We start from the raw sequence: 20,335 nt of genomic DNA, 5'->3' as shown, positions 1-20,335 counted from the left end.
AGCAGGAAAGGTTGCAAACGTCCGACAATCAAAAAAAAATGGAGTATAACGAAGTAAATAGATTATCTCGTTTAACCGCTATCTTAACTCAATTCCAGGCGAAGAGAGTTGTTACTGCTTCTGAATTATCCCAAAAATTTCAAGTGAGCAAAAGAACCATCTACCGGGATATAAAAGCATTGGAGAAAGCAGGCGTCCCTATTTTGACCGAAGAAGGGAAAGGGTATACACTCATGGAGGGTTACAGAATACCACCCGTTATGTTTACCGAAAAGCAAGCAAATGCCTTGATACTTGCAGAACAGTTGGTGTTGAAAAACAAGGATGCCTCCTTTGTAAAGGATTATTCGGAAGCAATTGATAAAATAAAATCAATTTTAAGATATAATCTCAAGGACAAAGCAAATTTATTGGCTAATAGAACTCAGTTTAACGAAGTCTTAGAGCAAGAAAGAAATAGCAACAATTTGTCAGATTTGCAAAATGCACTTACCAATTACAACCTGGTCAGGATGCAATATATCAATAAAGAGGGAGGCACAACCAACAGATTAATAGAGCCGTTTGCCATAGTGAATAGCGAAAACTGGTATTTGATTGCCTGGTGTCGTTTACGTAAGGAATTTCGCTTTTTTCGGTTAGACAGAATTCAAAAAATGGAAGTTCTATCAGAAAATTTTAAGCCTCACAACTTAACCTTACAAGAGTATTTTGATCAATACCATTAATTTTTGCTGACCCTTGACATAAGGTTGTCACCCGCCAGGTATACGTTTGCAGCATTGATTCACCTTTAAAATTTGTACAAATGACAAACGTAATAAACTCGGCATTTCACCCCATCAACTTTCCCAAGCCCACTCTTATTTCAGTCAACGGTATAGCACTCGAAGTTTTTGAAGCAGGCCGACAAAATGCAGGAAAGCCTATTGTACTCTGTCATGGCTGGCCAGAGCATGCCTTTTCCTGGCGTCATCAGGTACCCGCCCTTGTTGCAGCAGGTTACCAGGTCATCGTTCCAAACCAGCGGGGTTATGGCAATTCATCCTGTCCGACCGAAGTAACCGATTATGACCTAGAACACTTGACTGGTGACCTTGTGGCACTTCTCGATCACTACGGATACCAAGAGGCTACATTTATTGGCCATGATTGGGGGGCAATGGTTGTTTGGGGAATGACCTTATTGCATCCAAACCGCGTCAATAAAGTGATCAACCTGAGCTTGCCTTACCAGGAGCGCGGAGAAAAACCCTGGATCGAGTTCATGGAAGATGTACTGGGCAACGACTACTACTTTGTGCACTTCAATCGACAGCCAGGCATTGCAGACGCTGTACTAGAAGAAAATACGTCTCAATTCCTTCGCAACTTATACCGGAAGAATAAACCCCTCAGAGCTCCTCAGCCAGGCATGGAGATGATCAATCTTGCCAAAGCAAAAACACCGCTCGGTGAGCCCATCATGAATAACAGTGAACTGGCTGTTTTCGTCTCCGCCTTCGAAACTTCGGGGTTCACAGGCAGTATCAATTGGTACAGAAACCTTGACCGCAACTGGCAATTATTGGCAGATGTAGACCCTGTCATCCAACAACCCACACTCATGATCTATGGCAATCATGATTTGATTCCGAAGTTTGAAAGACTACCTGAGTTTGTACCTAAGGTAGAAGTTATTAGCCTGGATTGCGGTCATTGGATTCAACAAGAGCTTCCAGAAGAAACAAACCGAGCGATTTTGAAATGGCTGGAGCAACAGGAAGCCTCTTAACTACAGGTACAAATAATAAAAAACGGTACATCAGTTTGGGTTGATGTACCGTTTTTTTGTTTTTTCATTAAAAAGGGCATTTGGCAAATACCGCGATCGTTTTTTATGATTCAAGTATGCCTTTAATCTCGTTTATGAATTTGAATGATTCTTTTTCAATCTGTTCCGTTAAACACCTTCGATTACTAAAATCGGGTTCTTTCACAATGGTGTGGTCAACAATTGACAGACTGTCATTAATTGATTCTGCCAAATGATATTTGTCCCAATCACTGCCTTTAAATATTTCCCAGTATTTTTTTCGGATACTTTTGTTTTGACCAGATAAACAAATCGAAAAAAACAAATCTTGGTGATTTAATACAATAACAAATTTCAGTTTTTGTTTTTTCAACTCCTCAGTTGTGAATGAGAAATAAGAAAAATCAGGGTTTCCTTGATAAATATTTCCAAATTTAAAATTAACGTCGTATTCTTTATGTAAAAACCCTCTCAACTCTTTCATGTAACCTATCAGTTGATGGTAATCTAAATGTTTTTCACCTCGATTGTTTTGTTCTTTGTAATCTGAGAAATCTACCCTGTTTTTTCTCTCAAGTTTTAGGTTTCCTGTTCTTTCGAGTGGAATACAAATGTCTAATATGAATTTTTGATCGGGATGAGTTTTGTGGTCATTATGATACATTTCAAAATAGTCGCCATCTCTAAACTCATAACCATTTTCAATGACCCAGATGCACATATTTTTCCAGGCTGTTGGAATTTCGTCTGCCTTAATTTCAAAATGACCAACAGCATAAATGCCTTTCTTTAAGTTGATAGGTCTAATCTCTCCATCTGCATTTATGTCCTCACTAATGGTTATACACGTGCTGAATCTCAATTTTGAGGTTTGAGTAACGTTGGGGTTATCGTGATAAATGGTAATGGCTTTAAAATCCGAAGTGGCCAATACTCTTTTTTTAGCGCCCCATTCCATCAACCTTTGAAACATATTGCCAGCCTTGTCAAATTCTCCGATATGCATCACACCAGCAAGCTTTATTTCTTGTAGTTCTGTTATAACAATTTGTGCATTCATTTCAATCCATTTTTTAATATGATCAATGCTACAAATGTATTTCTCAGTTGTGAAAAACTCTATACCAATCTTGCGAAGTGTATTTTTTCCTTCTAATTTGAATCTTGTTGGGCTAATGCCATAATACTTTTTAAATGCTCTTGAAAAAGAACTTTCGCTATTAAATCCGTAGATATATGCAAGTTCTTTGATAGGCGTATCTGAACGTATCAATAAGATGGAGGCGATACGTTCTATTCGTTTTCTATTGACGTACTGATTCAGATTTTCTCCTACAATTGTCGAAAAAACTCTATGAAAGTGGTAAGGGGAATAATAGGCTTTTTTTGACAAAGACTCAAGTGACAAATCTGCTTCAAGATTCTTCTCAATAAAATCTAAAACAAAATTTACTCGTCTAATGTACTCTGTTCTTGCTTTATCGGCATTCATATTTTATTTTTAGAGCTGTACGAAGTCTTATAATTAACTGGTAATAAGTATTTTGTAAGATTAATGAGAGCAAAAATAAGGTCATTTTTAGTTTTAAAAGACGTTTTATACGCTCATGTTTGCTCTTCGTTAGGGCAACCACAGGGGTAGCCCCTACGAATTCACCCCTTGATTTATACGTAAATACCTGTATATCAAAGATTTTAAAACTTCGTACACGATTATTTCATTTTTATTAATGACACACCAGCTGATTTAGCTTTAAGCGTAGCGGTGACTTAAACAAATTTGTATAATAAGCCCAAGGTTTCGTTACACAATCACAAAATACAATACCCTCATGCTCATAGAACTTGCCATAGGCGACGCTTACGGGGCGGGCTTTGAATATGTAGACCGCCAAGAGGTGGTGCGCCACAACAATTTGAGCTACCGCCAACACCCCAAACATACGGGCACTTTGCCTGGAATGTATACTGACGATACCCAAATGAGTCTTGCCATAGCCGAGCTGATGCTATCGGGCGATGCGTGGACTCCATTGAATATTGCCCATAGATTTGTAGAGGTTTTTAAGCGCGACCCCAGAGAAGGTTACGCAGAAGGCTTTTACCATTTTTTGAGAAAAAATACGGGAGGTGGTGAAGAGTTTCTCGCCCACATCAACCCTACCAGCGACAAAAGCGGAGCCGCAATGCGGGCACCTGTCATTGGCTTACTTGCCGACAAACAAGAAGTACTCGAAAAAGCCGAAATACAGGCTGCTATCACTCATTGTACCAAAGACGGAATCAATGCTGCCCAAGCGTCAGCGCTGATTGTACACTTTTTTGCTTGGGAAGGTGGTAAAAAGCAAGACCTGGCCCCCTACCTAAAAGCCAACGTAAAAGGCGATTGGCTAAGCAGATGGACGGGCAAAGTACGTTCTAAAGGCTGGATGAGCGTACGGGCAGCCATTACTGCCATTGCCCAAGCCGATACTATGAGCAACTTGCTCAAAAACTGTATTGCTTATACGGGCGATGTAGACACCGTAGCCGCTATAGCATTGGCAGGGGCAAGTATGTGTAAAGAAATCAAACAAGACTTACCTTATTGGTTGTATGGCGATATGGAAAATGGTACTTATGGCAAGGCATACATCGAGACACTGGATGCCCAGTTGAAGGAGAAATACTTTAGCAATTGACCGCTAAATATGTCATTTACTTTTTCACCCAATTGCCCCCTTTTTCCGGGTCAAGCGCAGTTGACAGGTTTTGCAGCGCCGAACGTTTTTGGTGGCACATTACGGCTTTGAAGGCAAGTTTCTTATCTATTTTTTCTTGTTGGGTTTGGCGAGCATTGACATCATCAAAGCCTTTTTGCCACTGGGTAATTTGGGTAAAGTGCAAAGTAAGTTCGCTTCCTTGTCGCTGGTAAGTGCCCTTCCATACTTTTTGTTCTTCATAACCTTTGCCTTCGTCACCCACTGTCACATTGGTGTATACATACCTTACTACCTGTTGGGGCAAAAACACCAACACTGCCCTAAAAGTAGAGCGGTTGACCCCAGTACAAGGTTTTTTGCCCCAGATATACTCGCTGCCCTCCAGGTGGTTCAGCTTGTATTGGCTGGTATCGGGCGCTACTACCCTGCGCGACGATGCTGGAGGCTCTGGGTTCTTGTTTTTTACAGTTTGTTCGGGAGTAGAAGTACACTGCATAAGACACCCCAGGCTCCACACCATACATACAATCAATGCTATTTTTTTGAAGTAGCTCATTTTTTGGTTCCTTAGTTGTTTGGTTGGCTGGTACAACAAAACAGCGCATAATACTGCCTTTGTTACACAGTTTTATAAAATTTTGAATAGCCCACAATCATCTACATATTTTTAATTAATAAACACGTAACTCGCTGAAAAAAAAGATATTACATATTTTTTAGCGATCTATGAACTGAATCTACAACAAAGTTAACAGGGTGTACCTAACACCCTGTCAATACTGTGTATCAACCCAACCTTAGCTCAACCCTACAATATCGCCATTTACCAGGTCAATATTTTGCGCCTGTGGTGCCTTGGGCAAGCCTGGCATACGCATAATGTTACCCGCGATTACCACAATAAAACCAGCCCCGGCATTGATGACCATGTCTTCTACCGAAAACACAAAATCTTTGGGAACCCCTAAAGCCTTGGCGTCGTCAGAGAAAGAATATTGGGTTTTGGCAATGCATATAGGCAAATGCTCCAGGCCAAACTTCTTGATACGCTTAAGCATTGTGTGGGCTTTTTTGCCCAAACTCACCTCTTTGGCGCCATAAATTTTAGTGGCTACTTTCTCAATTTTAGTTTCTATGCTGTCTTCGTTTTCATAGGTAAGCTGCAAAGGTTTGGAAGGGTTTTTCTCTATAGTATCTATTACGGCTTGCGCCAAAGGTGTGGCACCCTCTCCCCCTTTGATAAAACCATTGTTAATGGCAAACGTAGCCCCTCGCTCTTCGCTCCATTGACGCATATAGTCCATTTCTTCGTCGGTGTCAAAACCATATTGGTTAAACCCAATCACTACCGATTGCCCAAAACCTTGTACATTGGCAATGTGCTTTTCGAGATTCGCCAGCCCCGTCTTGAGTCCTTCGAGGTGAGGTTTCGATATATCACTTTTGTCTACTCCACCGTGCAACTTCAAGGCTTGTGAAGTCACTACAATCACTGTAGCTTTGGGCTGCAGCCCTGCCTGACGGCATTTGATATTAAAGAATTTTTCGGCGCCCAGGTCTGCCCCAAAACCAGCTTCAGTAATGACATAATCGCCAAAGGTGAGCGATATTTTAGTGGCCACTACCGAGTTGCAGCCGTGGGCAATGTTGGCAAAAGGCCCACCATGAATAAAAGAGGCCGTGTGTTCGGTGGTTTGCACCAGGTTGGGATGGATGGCATCTTTGAGTAGCACTGTAATGGCACCCGAAACACCCAAATCTTTGACCGTAAAGGGGGCATTGTCGTAAGTATAGCCTAGAATAATGCGCTCCAGGCGTGCCCTCAAGTCGTCTAAGTCGTTGGCAAGGCACAAAATAGCCATAATCTCTGAGGCAGGCGTAATGTCAAAACCCGACTCTGCCACTACTCCATTGCCCGAACCACCCAACCCGGTGGTAATCTGGCGCAGCGAACGGTCGTTTACGTCTAACACCCGTTTCCATAAAATTTGCTTGAGTTGCTGATCGGTGTTGCGGTGCTGAAACTGGTAGTTGTCCAACAATGCCGAAATCATATTATGGGCAGAAGTAATGGCGTGAAAATCGCCCGTAAAGTGCAGGTTGATGTCTTCCATAGGCAATACCTGGGCGTATCCTCCTCCGGCAGCGCCCCCTTTCATTCCAAAACAAGGACCCAGTGAAGGTTCGCGCAAAGCAACCACCGTTTTTTTGCCTAATTTTTCGAGCCCCAATGCCAAACCTACCGAGGTGGTAGTTTTACCAATACCGGCTTTGGTGGGGGTAATTGCAGTAACCAATATCAGGCAGGCTTTTGAGTCATCGGCATTGATCAGCTGGTAAGGAACTTTTGCTTTATACTTGCCATAAGGCATCAATTCGTCTTCGGGCAAGCCTATATGTTGGGCTATTTTGCCAATGGGTTTTAAAGCTATTTCGCGGGCAATTTCTATATCACTCTTCATTGTTTGATTTTCTGATGTTGTATAATTGATTGTAAATACCAAAGCGGAATTCAATATGTCTAATGAGTAGGTGTAACTGTCATATTATGAACACATTACTCTTAGCTGCTACTTAATATGCTAAATAACCCAAATATTGACGAAATACCAAGAGATTGGGAGCGATTAAATAACTCCTGAAACGTGCAGCATTAATCAATACCTGCTTTGAGTAAATACATAAAAAAGCCCTGTGTAACAATGAAGCAACACAAGGCTTTTTAAAGACGTTTTTAAAACTCTTTTTTTAGTGATCTTTCATAAATAATTTGAGCCATTAAAGTGTATCTATTGCCCTCATTCTTCTCAAAAAAAAAGCCTCATAGCTTTGGCTATGCACCGTTTTTTTTGAATCGTCTGAGAACAATATATTTTCTTAAATTGGCACATCTTATTTTTTCCAGATCACTTAGGGGGGAAGGTTAAGCAGGTAATTATTTATAAGTTACCCAAACTTTACAATCTATATTATCGGCAACGTTGCCCTTTTTCTTCCTGTTTTTGGGTTTACCTACACCAAACTGTCCAATATTTTTTACAGTAAAGGAAGAATAACCTTTGACGGTACCTCCTTTCACAGTCAAAGTAGCGGTGGTATTTTGTGGCTTGGTAGTGCCACGAATGGTGATGTTACCCGATACATTGACATTGTACTTGCCATCCTTGCTAAAGTTTACTGCGCTTAGGTTGGTTATTTTACCTTTGAACTTGATCTTAGGGTGGTTTTTAGAGTCCATAAAACGTGATTGATTGAAGTGCTTTTGCATCAATGACTTTTTAAACTTGTAGGTTTGTACAGGTACTACAAAGATCAAGTCTCCAGTAGCAGTGTTTAGCAAGCTCGTGACACTGTTGCTTTCTGCCTTGATGTCTTCAGCGGCAGTGTGAGAAAATAAGGTAGATTTACCATTTTTGGCTTTTTTCTTTTGCGCTTGTACCGCCGAGAATGCAAACAAGACGGCTAAAATTATGAGTGAAAATTTTTTCATTGTTTTTATTTAGTTTAGCTAAGACTATTGTTTAAATTATTAAAAATCAATGGTGAATCAAACAATTAATGACCAAAATACATAAGCGATGAAGTATTGATGATTGCCTTGTCTGTTTCGGTTACAAATACCTCAAAAACAAACAATAAGTTCACGTTTAACAGGTATTTAACAAAGAATTTCTTTTGCCTTGTTTGATAACAATTTTTTAAGAAAATGGTGTGAACTGAAGAAATTAAAAGTTTGTTTGACAATCAGGAAATTATTCTCTAATATTTAAATTATATTCAATTATTTACGTGGTGAGCAATAAACAACGAGTGGGTGTTGTTCAAATTCAAGATTCATTCAAACATCTGATAATCAACATCTTTTTTGTTTTATAGGTCACTACTTCTTATTTATACTCAACTCTAAACCAAAGCAAATTATGTTAAAAAAGATTTTAATCATTATTGTGATTATAGGTGCAGCTGCAGGTGCTTACGTGGCTTATTTGTATTTTCAACCCCACCGCGATGTACAAGCATCTAAAGTAGACGTGGTGATTACAGTCAAAGGCTTGGTGGCCGAGTATAAAGCAAGTGCCGACTCTGCCAATGCCAAGTATCTGGCAGCCAATGGAGAATCAAAGATTTTTGCGGTTTCAGGAAAAATTGCAGAAATCACCGAAAACAGCAACAAAGAAAAAGTGGTTACCTTACGAGAAGAAGGTAAGGAGATTGGGGTTGCCTGCACCTTTACCGCAGAAGCCTCGAAAGATCCGGCTACCCAAAAACTCAAAGTAGGTGATATGGTGACGGTCAAGGGAGCCATTGCCTCAGGCCCCGACTTTGACCCAGATTTGCCCACAGATGCCACTATGAGAGATTGTGCACTAAAACCCGCAAAAAAATAATGAATGCTGATGCCGATACAGACAAAACTTTTGTCTGTATCTCTTTACTTTTTCTATTTTTGATGATATCCCTTCAAGCAGAGCTACTAAACCACTCAAAGTGGTCACTTATTTGATTTTATGGAACAAGTTTTGTAACCACACATCACAGATAATGAACCTGTTGTATGTTTATTCTGAAAAGGGTTACTTAGTGATCTTTCATAAATAATTTGAGCCATTAAAGTGTATCTATTTCCCTCATTCTTCTCAAAAAAAAGCTTCATAGCTGCGCTATGCACCGTTTTTTTTGAATCGTCTGAGAACAATATATTTTCTTGAATTGGCACATCTTATTTTTTCCAGATCACTTATAAAAATAAAAGAATAAAAATATGGGTATTTCTTTACCTCAACGACTCATTTACGTATAAAAACTACCTTACAGCCTTCTTTATTATCTACCCTATTCCCTTTGCCTGGCCTTGCCCTAATCACTACCTGACTTGTCAAAGTTTGTATATATCACATAATACATAATAAGCAATCAGCATCATCATTTATACCAAAACTGTTACTTCTATGAAATTACATATTTCGATATGTGTATTCTTTTTTACCATTTATGCTTCTTATTTTTCGTATGCTCAAACTTTAACCAATGCCTCTCAAAAACCCACCGTTATCATTAAAAACAAAGGCATTCCATTTATAAAAACCTACACTGCTGACGAGTATGGGGCACAAAATCAAAATTGGTGGATGGCTCAAGACAAGCGTGGGGTACTTTATGTGGCCAACTCTAAGGGACTACTTGAGTTTGACGGGGTACGCTGGAGATTGATTTCAGTACCCAACAAATCTACGGTACGCTCATTGAGACGAGGTGTAGACGGAGTAATATATGTGGGGTGTAAAAGTTTTGTTGGTTATGTAGCCACCGACTCGACCGGGCACACCTACCTGGCATCTTTGATGGATCAAATACCCAAAGACATTCAGTTTAAAGACGTGTGGGAGTCGACCGTAACCGACGAAGGAGTGGTCATGCAAACCAAAGAAGCCTTGTTTGTAGCCAAAGACAAAAAAATACAGCACATCATCCGCCCCGAAACCGCTTTTACTTTTTACCTGATCAGCCTTCAAGGCAAAGCGTATGTATACCAACGCAAGAAGGGAAGCTTTAGAATAGAGAAAGGGAAGCTCATTCCTGAACCTACTTTTGGCAAAATGAGGGTCAACTTTGTGCACCCGCTGGGCAACAACAAATACCTTTTCTCTAACCTTGCCGAAGAGCTGAGAGTATACGATGGCAAAACACTGAAGCCTTTTAGCCCTCAGCTAGAAAAAGTGCTCAGTGAAACCGGGCTATACCACGCTGCCCCCATTGGCAAAAAATACCTGGGGTTTGGCACCAAAAACAAGGGGGTTTTAATTACCGACAGGCAAGGCAAAATTATTCAACACATCCACAAGGGCAATGGCTTGCCCGACAACCAGGTTTATTTTTTACACCCCGATCAAAACAACAACCTTTGGGTGGGTTTGTCGCGAGGCATTGCCTTTATCGAACTCAACTCTCCTTTTACCCTCTGGAACGAATCTTACCGCATAGAAGGCTCTATGCAAAATACTTTTATTCATCAAAACCAACTATTGGCGGGCACTTCGGTGGGCATTTATTACAAACCCTGGAAGCCTTACGAAAACCCAATGGATAAGCAAAGGTTTTTTAAGCTGCTGCCCGAAACCAAAGACCATCAAATATGGGAAATTAACAAATTTAGGGGAGAACTTCTGGCAGCCATTAACCCTACTATTTTACGCTTAGAAAATACGCCTGGGGGAATAAAGACCGCCAAACTAAAAGCCTTTGAAGGGTCGGGCAGTGTATGGAGAATTACTGCTTTGAAAGATAACCCTGACTTGCTCATGGCTGGGCGAAAATCGGGGTTGTACCTGCTAGAGTGGCAAAATAACCATTGGCAGGTCAAGCATCAAATCAAAGGATTTTCCAGAGACTCAAGGCGTGTGATACAGGGCAAGTCAAAAAACACCTACTGGGTAAGCAATGGTATCCAAGGCGTTTTTAAGGTGCAGTTAAATAGTATACTCGACAGTGTGGTGAAAGTAACACATTATGATAAAGCCAAGGGAGGGTTGCCCTCTAATGCGGGTAATCAAGTGATCACCTTGCATAAAAAGATGCTATGCCTGACCGAAAATGGCGTATATGAGTACAATGCTACCCAGGATCAATTTGTAAGGGAGCAAAAGCTCAATGCTTTGATTGGGTACAATAAACAAATTTGGTTGTTGAAAGCAGATGCCAAACAAAATATTTGGTATGCTTGCCGCAAGGTGGTAAACGACATAGAAGATAAGTATGCCGAGGTGGGGATTTTGCAAAAACAAGCCAACGGAAGTTATAAAAAAATAGTGCAACCATTAAGAAAACTCAGGGCTTCGGTGACCAATGATGGCAATGGGCAGTTTAACCTGGTAGATGATCGTAATGTATTGATTACGGCCAAAGAAGGGATCATACACTATGATCCAACTCAAGCGGTAAAACCACCTGTTTTTCAAGTACTACTGCGCGAGGTAGCGCTTACGGGCACCAAAGACTCAGTGATTTTTGGAGGTACTTTTTTGAGCCCCCAGGGAGAAATGCAAGCTACACCCGCTGCTCACTATGTGTTTCCTACGTTGTCTTACCAACACAACAGCCTAAGGTTTAGGGTAGGAAGTACCAACTATACCGATATAGAACAAAACGAATTCAGGTATTACCTGGAAGGTAGCGACAAAGGTTGGTCTGTCTGGACTAAAGAAACCTTTAAAGAATACCCCAACCTTAGAGAAGGCAAATACAAACTACGTATACAAACCCGCAACTTGTACTTGAGCACCAGCCCCGAAGTGGTGTACCGTTTTGAGATACAACCACCCTGGTACCGTTCAGTGTGGGCGTATATAGGGTATGTAGTGATAGGTTTACTCTTAGTGTTGATTACTATTCACCTGTATACCAGACGTTTGCGTAGGCAAAAAGAAAAACTGGAAGAAACAGTAAAAGAGCGTACCGAAGAAGTAATGTTAAAAAACGCTGAACTGATAAACCAAAAAGAGGAAATTATTGTACAAGCCGAAAACTTACGCGAAGCCAACATCTCTATTGTACAACAAAAAGAAGAAATATCGGCACAAGCCGAAGAGTTGAGGGCTATTAACAACGATTTGGTAGACAAGGGTAAACAAATAGAAACTGCCTACGAAAACATAAAGTTATTGAGTGAAATAGGGCAAAATGTAACGTCTAAACTGTCGGTGGATCAAATAGTAGAGGTAGTATACCAAAATGTGGCAGAGCTGATGCCTGTGAGTGAGTTTGGCATTGGCTTATACAACCCTGCTAAACAACAAATTACTTATGAAGACTACATTTATCAGGGTAAAAAAATGCCTAAAATAACTATCTCCGCTGAAGATAGAAATCGATTTACGGTATTGTGTATTACCGGGCCAACAGAAATTGTGGTAGGTGATGTACAACAAGAGTACTCAAAATATATTGACTCTTTGGATGGTTATGGAGAAAATGAACTGTTGAACTCTTTTATTTGTATTCCACTCAAAGTAGTAGATGATGTCATTGGCTTGATTAGCATACAAAGCGCCGAAAGGCACGCATACAAACCTTACCACCTTAACTTGCTCCGTAACCTGGCGGTATACATCACCATTGCTTTGGTAAATACCGAGAGTTATAACCAAATACAGCATCAAAAATCACAGATAGAAACGCAAAACAAAAACATTAACGCCAGTATTCGTTATGCACAAACTATTCAAAACGCCATATTGCCCAGCAATAAATCGTTTGAACGCATTTTTGCTGATCACTTTGTAATTTATGAACCCAAAGACATTGTTTCGGGTGATTTTTATTGGCTAAGTCAGGTAGAAGATTATATTTTTGTGGCAGGGGTAGACTGTACCGGGCACGGGGTTCCAGGGGCATTTATGAGTATGGTAGGCAGTCGTTTGTTGAATGAAATAGTGAACGAAAAACAAATTTTTGACCCAGAACAGATCATTGCGGAGATTCAACAAAACATCTGGAAAGCTTTGCGTCAGGAAGAGTCAGAAAATAAAGATGGAATGGACATGGGCTTGTGCCGCATCAAGTATATGGACAATGACACAGTAGAAGTGGTATACTCCAATGCCAAACGTCCCCTGTATTATACACATCAACAACAACTCAACAAAATAAAACGAGACAGTGTAATGATAGGTGGCATAACATACAACGCTGATGTAGCCCACCCTGTCAATTACAAGTTGTTGCTTGAAAAAGGGGACATACTTTACCTAAGCAGCGATGGTTTTGCTGATACTCCCAACCCTAAGAGGAGGTCGTTTGGTGAAAAACGATTGTTAGATACCCTGGAAGAAATAATGCCACTGGAGTTAAACACCCAAAAAGAAAGGCTACTGGCGGCAAAGGCTGCTTTTCAGGAAGATGCCAAACAAAGAGACGACATTTTGTTGCTGGGACTAAAGTTGTGAGTTTTACCTGGTACACAACCAAAAAGGCAAGCGGTAAATCGCTTGCCTTTTTGGTTTAAAAATTAAATGTACCTTTCTTTCGCAAAATCATTTATTGGCTTTATCTACCTTAAGGCGATTTTCGCGGTTGGCAATCTTCCAGGCAGTATGAAACACCAAACGTCCGATTTTTTGCATCTTACCAAAGTGTATTTTCTCAATAGTATCGGTAGGCTTGTGGTAATCGGCGTGGGTACCATTGAAGTAAAATATAATAGGAATATTATTCTTGGCAAAGTTGTAATGATCTGAGCGATAGTAAAAACGGTTAGGGTCTTTTTCGTCGTTGTATTTGTAGTCAAGCTTAATGTTCGTGTATTGTTTATTGGCTTCTTCGTTGAGGTTGTGCAATTCAGAAGAGAGCTTATCAGAACCAATTACATATACATAATCGGGGTTGTCTTTATAACGATTGTCTATGCGCCCTACCATGTCAATGTTGAGGTTGGCTACAGTGTTTTTTAATGGAAATACAGGGTCAAAGTCGGTATAATAACTAGAACCCAGCAAACCTTTTTCTTCGCCCGAAACCGTCATAAACAAAATACTACGGAGGGGAGTCTTTCCCTCTTTTTTGGCTTTAGCAAAAGCCTCCGCAAGCTCCAGTACCGTTACCGTACCCGAACCATCATCGTCTGCCCCATTGTATATTTCATCGCCACGTTTGCCAATATGGTCGTAGTGTGCTGTAATCACCAATACTTCTTTCTTTTTGTCGCGACCTTCCAAAAACCCCAAAACGTTTTCAGACGAAACGCCGGTTTTTACTTCTTGCTCGGCAGTCAGTTTAAATTTAATTGATTTAGTTCCTATCTTGGTCTCTTTTTTTACAAACTGCTCTTGGGTAGTTTTAAATATATTGGCAGCTGTTTTAGGCGACAGCATCACAATAAATTTATCTTTTTTACTTTTTAGTTCGCCTCTTGTCCAGCGTTTTACATAGTAAGATAGGTATTTGAGAACTTCATCGTACTTTTTTTGGTTGGTGCCCACAATCATAAAAACCTGACTGGCCCCGGCATTCTGGGCAATGCTGCGTTTTTTTCTTAGTTCACTTACCCCATCTATAAAAAACGCTACTGGTTTGCCTTTTACCTTTACCTTTTCATAGTTGGCTTTGTTGCCATCGCCCATGTAAACTATTTTGTAGGATTTTTTAACTTTTGCGTTGATAGACCCCAGGGCGTATACGTCGGTCAAGTAAGTAGTTTTACCTCCTTTTTTGGTGGTAATACTCACATCTTTCCATTTAGATTTTACCAAATCAAACTTTTGAAAATAGCTTTTGCCCTTGGCAGTTTTTACTGGAGGCAACAAACCCAATGTTTTGAAATGATCGGCAATGTATTTAGCCGCTTTTTTTTGCCCTGGCGACCCAGTGTCACGTCCTTCCATTTCGTCAGACGCTATCACGGTCAAATGCTTTTTAAGGTCTTTTTTGGTAACAGTTTTAGCATATTTTACGGCAGTTTCGTCTTTTTTCTGGCTCCATACGGTAGCACTTACAAAACACGCCAGTAAGATAAGGGTGAAATTTCTCATAGTTATCATTTAAATTAAGGTTGGTTGTATACCTATAAGTAGCCATAGGCTACAAGTAAAATTATACTCTACCCTACTATTTTTCGCCCTGATTTGTGTCTTCACAACCGAGTTTACGAGTCCTTAAATCGGTGCTCAGCAAAGCTAAATCACCTCACCCACAAGCTTAAAAAACGGCTTATTTTAGGGTTTCGATCGCCCCCGAATGGCGGGATTTATCAATTGGTGAAGACACACAACCAAGGCGAGGAAGGTACTTTTAAAAAAAAGCTGGGTAGAGTAGTAAAATTAATTTACTCATAATAATCAATTGTACCTACAACAGTATTGATTTATTATGAGTAAGTACTTGAAATACTCCGTAGTGTACTTACAGATAATCAGCCAGTTAAACATTTAAACTCTATTTATAGGAGTGTTTGTGGTACAAACACTTTAAAAGAGAATTTAGTAAACAAAATCACTTCTAACTAACAAATTCATAAACCGCTGAAAATAAGTATACTATGAATTTGTTAGTTGCCTGTGGGCGCTATGGACTATTTGTACTTAAACTTCCAAAGTTATAGATTTATGGCATAAATCAGATATATGTTTCACATTTAGAAACAAAAAACCCGTGGATATGTCAATTCATTCCCACGGGTTTATAAAAAATCACTGTCTTTTACTAGTAGGCTATGCGTGTATAAACTACTTAGTCCCTAATGCACTAGGTCTTGGCTATGATACTGCCAACACCTCTGTTTCTAACTGAATAGCTTTAGGAAACAAAATATCGTTTTCTATTTTTGCATGAATCTTCAATTCACCTTCAAACGATTTCAATGCATCTAAAATTACTTTAGCGTGCAAATCTTCTGACGAAGCCTGAGCGTATTGATTGGTAAGCTCACGCATGCCGCTCATTTCGTTGTCCTCTTCTCGGTGTTCTTTTTCATAATCGGCCACAGTCTTGCCCTGCGATTTTTGCTGAAGCTTTTCTATAATCTCTTTGCTGACAGGCTTACCTCCTGCGTGTTTTTTTACTTTATTAAGGGTGAGAATGTACGCAAACAAGGTGTCTTCTTCCTCGTAAATATGCTCAATGAAGTCTTTGAAAAAATGAGGAAATATCAGCTTAAGGTCTTTTACTACTCCCGAAGAGTCTTGGTAGCTTTCGAGCAAACTGGCAATATAAGACAAACGTTGTTTGATAAACACATAATGGCTGTGCTTGAGGTATTCTACAATAAGCTCTATAGGGTACTCTTCCAGATTGATTTGGGCTTTGTCTTTGACAAGGGCACTTTCGTTTAAACGGCGAATAACCAAAGCTGCATCTACGTCGTGTTCTTGGCATACTTCGCCCAGGGTTTTTTCGGTATAGTTAAAGAAGTGAATTCCTAGAAAGTGTAGTACCGAGGCTGATTCGGGGTTATTGCTCACCAAATCAGTGATTTTTGTGTTTATTTTATCCATAATATTGTTCCAAGGTTTTGTATGTTCAATTTTTGCTCACTTGTTTGCACATTGTCTGAGAATGTATAAGTAAAGGTAGGACGGGGGTTACAGTCAAACAATGACATTGATCATTTTTTGTTTTTTTTGCCACAATCAGGCAGCACCCCACGGTTTTTAACAATTAGTGATCTTTCATAAATAATTTGAGCCATTAAAGTGTATCTATTGCCCTCATTCTTCTCAAAAAAAAAGCCTCATAGCTTTGGCTATGCACCGTTTTTTTTGAATTGTCTGAGAACAATATATTTTCTTAAATTGGCACATCTTATTTTTTCCAGATCACTTAGCAATTTTTAATTCTTAATTTTCGATTAAAATCCTGAAGGTCGTATACTTGTAAGTTGATTGGCAGCCGCTGAAGATAAATATAAAAAATATTTCAACCAACAAATTCATCACTTACTAACTGAAGTTACGCAGACCTACTTATTTTAATGGTTATATGGCTTTATTGCTAAATGATTGGGCTACGCATCGCGCAACCATAAAACAATAAAGCTATCAAACAATATAAATAAGCAGACTTGGAAATTACTGCGTAACATCAACTGAATCTATTTCTAATTTATCGGGGCAGCAGCTTGCTGTGATGGGCTCAACACAGTGAAGGGCAAACTTGAGGTTTATCGCTTAAACCTTGCCCCTTTCAGGACTGCCAATTTCTGACTTTGCTCTATTTACTACAAACTACAATTTATGTCTGCATTTCGATCTGTACAAGAACTGATGACTACCTTGAGTCGGCACCGGGGCTTACTTCACAATTTGTTTTTGAACCGAATGGGCGAAACCACCCTGGAGATGGCTTTGACGCTGGTAAACGGCGATGAACGGCTGATTCAGAGCCTGGTGGCTAAAAATATTTTGGTACGCGATGGCGAAACAGTCTTTTTGGATGAACGTATCCTGGGCTTTTTAGAGGACTTTCTGGAGGTAAACGAGGAGGTTCAAAATTATAAAATAGACGAGCGAATTACCTTGCTGAAAAGCAACATGGAGTATTTCCAGAATGAGAAAAACACCCGTCAACGTGAGGAATACCTGCACAAGATCAAACAAAACCTACAGGGGCTCGGCAAGATCATTCGCCGTAATGTGATTGACTTAGGTAAACAAATTCAGCATGATTATAAGACGGAGACTAATTTTACCAATAAGATTCTCAAAATTGAGCAACATAACCAAAAAAGTCAGCGCCTATCGCAATTAGTAGCAGTGGTAGAGGGTATTCTTGCCAATGATGCGTTTTTTATGCTTGCCAACGACGAACTGCTCCGCCGTTACCGCATTGAGCTAAAATATGACTTACGCGACACTAAAATAAACCTGATAGAGCTACACCAGGAAATTGTCAATTGCCTTAACCGGGTAGAAAACCAGGTACAGGTATTTAAGAAGCTCCAGGCAATCAAAAGACTCAAAGACCATTATGAACTGGAAAAAAAGACCAATGTGTTGGATTTGTTTGCCGAAAACCAAGACTTGTTTTTCCAAAATCGCCTTACTTTTCCTGCCCGCCCCTCGCTGGAATGGCTGCAAACCGACCATGGCTACGACTTGATAAGCAAACTGGTACGCAAGCGTCAACACAAAACCAAGCAAAAAGAAATACTGGAAGCACGCACGCTTAAGGCGGGTCAGGTAAATACGCAACCCATTCAGGAAAAGCGCATTAATTATGCTCAGGTCAAGCAAAAGTTTGTAGAAAGCAAACAAAATTTATTTGACTTTATCTGGCAATATCCTTTTACCCCTGCGCTCAATGCCGAAGAACGGGTACAGCTTTTTTGCAAGGTGGCGTTGTTGTATGAAGACGAAATGGATTTTACTAACAAAAACGAGCAGGTAAAAAGCGATGAATTGGGACAAACCATTCGTTATGCAGTCATTATGCCTTTAACAAACAGTGGACGCCCAAAGGCATAGACTTGGATTGAGCATTAAAAAAAACAGGCGGGTGAGCCATCTGCCACAGGCTATTTGATTAAAATATTATGCCCAAGATCACAATGTATACAAAAATAAGACTCATTATAAGCGTATTTTGTCTGCTTTCGCTGCAGGCAGTTGCCCAACCCAAAGTGCGCATTCCGGCCGCGGGCAATGCTTGGGTTTCGCCCAATGTTTTTGACTCTCATCAAGTCATTAGCCGTCAAGGAATTACCCAATGGCAAAAACCTGATCAAACCATTGATTTTTATTTTTATGCCCCAAAAACGGGGAAGATTAAGCTTTGGCTGACCAGCAAGGTAAACAATGGCAGCTCTACCATTGCCACCATTTTTGAGGGGCATTACCACACCATCAAACTCTCTGGCTCCTCTTTTCAAGAGGTGTTCGTTGGCGAATATGAATTGATAAAAAAAGGTTACCAAAAACTCACTATCAAGGGTTTAAGCAAAGCATCTTCGAGCTATGCCCAAATTAGCCACCTGGTGTTACAGTTTGTCAACCCTACTCAACCTTTGTCGGTGTTACACGTCAAAAACGATTTTCACTTCGGCCGCAGGGGTCCTTCGGTACACCTGGCTTACACCCTGCCTCCCCAAAAAAACATTCGCTGGTTTTACAACGAAATTCTGGTGCCCCGTACACAGGACGTGCAAGGATCTTATTTTATGGCTATAGGGTTTCAACAAGGGTATTTTGGCATTCAGGTAAATTCGCCCACTGAACGCAGGGTATTATTTTCGGTATGGAGCCCTTATAAAACTGACAACCCTCAAACCATTCCTCCTGAATACCGGGTCAAGCTATTGAACAAAGGTAAAGGAGTGCACACGGGCAAATTTGGCAATGAAGGTTCGGGTGGGCAAAGCTACAAGGTGTTCGACTGGCAGGCAGGTATCAAGTACAGGTTTTTACTAAAGGGCGAACCTTCTGGCAATCAGACTACTATCTTTACCGCTTATTTCTTTGATCCAGTAAAAAAACATTGGCATTTGATTGCTTCATTTCAACGCCCCAAAACCAATACCTACCTCAAGGGCTATTATTCATTTTTAGAAAATTTTATAGAAGATACTGGTGCCCAAAGCCGTCAGGTATATTTTGGCAATCAGTGGATAGGTGATACCGCAGGAAATTGGCACGAACTGACTCAGGCCAAATTTACGGTAGATGCCACCGCACGCAAAAACGCCCGGAAAGATTACACAGGTGGAGTAAGTGGAGGTTATTTTTACCTCAAAAACTGTGGTTTTTTCAATCCTGACAAAGCCCCCAATGTGCTATTGAAAAGAGCTGCTACACACCATCGCCCTATGCTTCAGCTCGATGCCTTGCCCAAACACTGACTAGGCCGCCTTTGCAAGGCTATACCCCAAGTACACACATACAATGCATAGCACTACATTGCCTCCAGCATTTGCCAACCCCTGGGCTATGCCTTGGGTTTTGAACAACTGCATGGTTTCGTAGCTAAAGGACGAAAAGGTAGTAAAGCCGCCCAAAAAACCTGTAACCAACAAGGGTTTCCAATGGGTAAAGGTCTGGGTTTTTGACTCAAACCAAGCGACGACCAGCCCAATCAAAAACGAGCCTAGTACGTTGGCAGTAAGGGTGCCATAAGGAAAAGAAACCTGCGATAATTTATTGACCAGGTTGCTTACCGCAAACCTACTCAAGGCTCCTAAACCTCCTCCGATAAAAATGTATAAATAAGTCATTTATCTATCTCTAAGGAATTGTTCAAAAATAAATTTACACTCTGAGAGGTGATTTTTCGCCTTGATACTTCGTTATTTTTAGCCGTTGGCAGAGCTCGGCACAGCGTAGCTGTAGCCATCGGTTTTTGCCCGTAGCGCTGCTAT

14 protein-coding genes are annotated in these 20,335 nt (G+C 40.4%); 7 read left to right on the top strand and 7 right to left on the bottom strand.

Features of this window, described 5'->3' with window-relative positions; all coding sequences use genetic code 11:
- Nucleotides 1-38: 38 nt before the first annotated feature.
- Both M23134_RS17890 and M23134_RS17885 read left to right on the top strand, forming a co-directional pair.
- Nucleotides 39-728 (top strand): helix-turn-helix transcriptional regulator, encoded by a 690-nt coding sequence (locus M23134_RS17890; RefSeq protein WP_045113822.1) that lies wholly within the window; start codon nt 39-41, stop codon nt 726-728.
- Nucleotides 729-808: 80 nt separating this feature from the next.
- Nucleotides 809-1,774 carry an alpha/beta fold hydrolase gene (locus tag M23134_RS17885; protein WP_004155991.1) on the top strand — a complete coding sequence of 322 codons (966 nt, stop codon included), beginning with the start codon at nt 809-811 and terminating at the stop codon, nt 1,772-1,774.
- A 103-nt stretch (nt 1,775-1,877) separates the two neighbouring features.
- On the opposite strand, the gene M23134_RS38400 is transcribed toward M23134_RS17885, so the two are convergent.
- Nucleotides 1,878-3,287 carry an AraC family transcriptional regulator gene (locus M23134_RS38400; protein ID WP_004155990.1) on the bottom strand — a complete coding sequence of 470 codons (1,410 nt, stop codon included), beginning with the start codon at nt 3,285-3,287 and terminating at the stop codon, nt 1,878-1,880.
- Nucleotides 3,288-3,627: 340 nt separating this feature from the next.
- Here M23134_RS38400 and M23134_RS17875 point away from each other — a divergent pair, with 340 nt between their 5' ends.
- Entirely contained in the window at nt 3,628-4,476 is an 849-nt protein-coding gene (locus M23134_RS17875; RefSeq protein ID WP_004155989.1) for an ADP-ribosylglycohydrolase family protein, read from the top strand.
- A 16-nt stretch (nt 4,477-4,492) separates the two neighbouring features.
- Here the strand turns inward: M23134_RS17875 and M23134_RS17870 are convergent, their stop codons facing one another.
- The 3 genes from M23134_RS17870 to M23134_RS17860 form a co-directional block, all read right to left on the bottom strand.
- Nucleotides 4,493-5,053 carry a hypothetical protein gene (locus M23134_RS17870; RefSeq protein WP_157558532.1) on the bottom strand — a complete coding sequence of 187 codons (561 nt, stop codon included), beginning with the start codon at nt 5,051-5,053 and terminating at the stop codon, nt 4,493-4,495.
- 241 nt (nt 5,054-5,294) lie between these two features.
- Nucleotides 5,295-6,959, bottom strand: a complete 1,665-nt coding sequence (locus tag M23134_RS17865) for a formate--tetrahydrofolate ligase (RefSeq protein ID WP_045113800.1) — start codon at nt 6,957-6,959, stop codon at nt 5,295-5,297.
- Nucleotides 6,960-7,432: 473 nt separating this feature from the next.
- Nucleotides 7,433-7,987, bottom strand: coding sequence for a YceI family protein (locus M23134_RS17860; protein WP_004155986.1), 555 nt, complete (start codon nt 7,985-7,987; stop codon nt 7,433-7,435).
- Nucleotides 7,988-8,417: 430 nt separating this feature from the next.
- Here M23134_RS17860 and M23134_RS17855 point away from each other — a divergent pair, with 430 nt between their 5' ends.
- Together M23134_RS17855 and M23134_RS17850 are read left to right on the top strand one after the other, a co-directional pair.
- A complete protein-coding gene (locus M23134_RS17855; protein WP_004155984.1) occupies nt 8,418-8,885 on the top strand; it encodes an OB-fold protein in 468 nt (155 codons plus the stop codon).
- A gap of 561 nt (nt 8,886-9,446) precedes the next feature.
- Nucleotides 9,447-13,439 (top strand): SpoIIE family protein phosphatase, encoded by a 3,993-nt coding sequence (locus M23134_RS17850; RefSeq protein ID WP_004155983.1) that lies wholly within the window; start codon nt 9,447-9,449, stop codon nt 13,437-13,439.
- A gap of 87 nt (nt 13,440-13,526) precedes the next feature.
- On the opposite strand, the gene M23134_RS17845 is transcribed toward M23134_RS17850, so the two are convergent.
- Together M23134_RS17845 and M23134_RS17840 are read right to left on the bottom strand one after the other, a co-directional pair.
- The gene (locus tag M23134_RS17845; RefSeq protein ID WP_004155982.1) at nt 13,527-15,020 is read right to left on the bottom strand and encodes a M28 family peptidase; all 1,494 of its coding nucleotides are present in this window, start codon (nt 15,018-15,020) and stop codon (nt 13,527-13,529) included.
- A 723-nt stretch (nt 15,021-15,743) separates the two neighbouring features.
- Nucleotides 15,744-16,481 carry a hemerythrin domain-containing protein gene (locus M23134_RS17840; protein ID WP_004155981.1) on the bottom strand — a complete coding sequence of 246 codons (738 nt, stop codon included), beginning with the start codon at nt 16,479-16,481 and terminating at the stop codon, nt 15,744-15,746.
- A gap of 738 nt (nt 16,482-17,219) precedes the next feature.
- On the opposite strand from M23134_RS17840, the gene M23134_RS17835 reads away from it, so the two are divergent.
- The gene (locus M23134_RS17835) at nt 17,220-18,449 is read left to right on the top strand and encodes a hypothetical protein (RefSeq protein WP_045113799.1); all 1,230 of its coding nucleotides are present in this window, start codon (nt 17,220-17,222) and stop codon (nt 18,447-18,449) included.
- A 68-nt stretch (nt 18,450-18,517) separates the two neighbouring features.
- The gene (locus M23134_RS17830; RefSeq protein ID WP_004155978.1) at nt 18,518-19,819 is read left to right on the top strand and encodes a DUF3472 domain-containing protein; all 1,302 of its coding nucleotides are present in this window, start codon (nt 18,518-18,520) and stop codon (nt 19,817-19,819) included.
- Here the strand turns inward: M23134_RS17830 and crcB are convergent, their stop codons facing one another.
- Entirely contained in the window at nt 19,820-20,191 is a 372-nt protein-coding gene (gene crcB / locus M23134_RS17825) for a fluoride efflux transporter CrcB (RefSeq protein WP_004155977.1), read from the bottom strand.
- Nucleotides 20,192-20,335 lie beyond the last annotated feature (144 nt).

The sequence above is a fragment of the Microscilla marina ATCC 23134 genome, from assembly GCF_000169175.1.
In the GTDB taxonomy this organism is placed as follows: domain Bacteria; phylum Bacteroidota; class Bacteroidia; order Cytophagales; family Microscillaceae; genus Microscilla; species Microscilla marina.
Note: the sequence above shows the minus strand (reverse complement) of the source record. Positions and strands in the feature narration are given on the sequence as shown.

Excerpts from the sequence above, each read along its gene's own strand:
- M23134_RS17865 (WP_045113800.1), bottom strand. The coding sequence starts at position 6,959 with ATGAAGAGTGATATAGAAATTGCCCGCGAAATAGCTTTAAAACCCATT.
- M23134_RS17840 (WP_004155981.1), bottom strand. The coding sequence starts at position 16,481 with ATGGATAAAATAAACACAAAAATCACTGATTTGGTGAGCAATAACCCC.
- M23134_RS17855 (WP_004155984.1), top strand. The coding sequence starts at position 8,418 with ATGTTAAAAAAGATTTTAATCATTATTGTGATTATAGGTGCAGCTGCA.
- M23134_RS17860 (WP_004155986.1), bottom strand. The coding sequence starts at position 7,987 with ATGAAAAAATTTTCACTCATAATTTTAGCCGTCTTGTTTGCATTCTCG.
- M23134_RS17830 (WP_004155978.1), top strand. The coding sequence starts at position 18,518 with ATGCCCAAGATCACAATGTATACAAAAATAAGACTCATTATAAGCGTA.
- M23134_RS17850 (WP_004155983.1), top strand. The coding sequence starts at position 9,447 with ATGAAATTACATATTTCGATATGTGTATTCTTTTTTACCATTTATGCT.
- M23134_RS17890 (WP_045113822.1), top strand. The coding sequence starts at position 39 with ATGGAGTATAACGAAGTAAATAGATTATCTCGTTTAACCGCTATCTTA.
- M23134_RS17870 (WP_157558532.1), bottom strand. The coding sequence starts at position 5,053 with ATGAGCTACTTCAAAAAAATAGCATTGATTGTATGTATGGTGTGGAGC.
- M23134_RS17845 (WP_004155982.1), bottom strand. The coding sequence starts at position 15,020 with ATGAGAAATTTCACCCTTATCTTACTGGCGTGTTTTGTAAGTGCTACC.
- crcB (WP_004155977.1), bottom strand. The coding sequence starts at position 20,191 with ATGACTTATTTATACATTTTTATCGGAGGAGGTTTAGGAGCCTTGAGT.
- M23134_RS17885 (WP_004155991.1), top strand. The coding sequence starts at position 809 with ATGACAAACGTAATAAACTCGGCATTTCACCCCATCAACTTTCCCAAG.
- M23134_RS38400 (WP_004155990.1), bottom strand. The coding sequence starts at position 3,287 with ATGAATGCCGATAAAGCAAGAACAGAGTACATTAGACGAGTAAATTTT.
- M23134_RS17835 (WP_045113799.1), top strand. The coding sequence starts at position 17,220 with ATGTCTGCATTTCGATCTGTACAAGAACTGATGACTACCTTGAGTCGG.
- M23134_RS17875 (WP_004155989.1), top strand. The coding sequence starts at position 3,628 with ATGCTCATAGAACTTGCCATAGGCGACGCTTACGGGGCGGGCTTTGAA.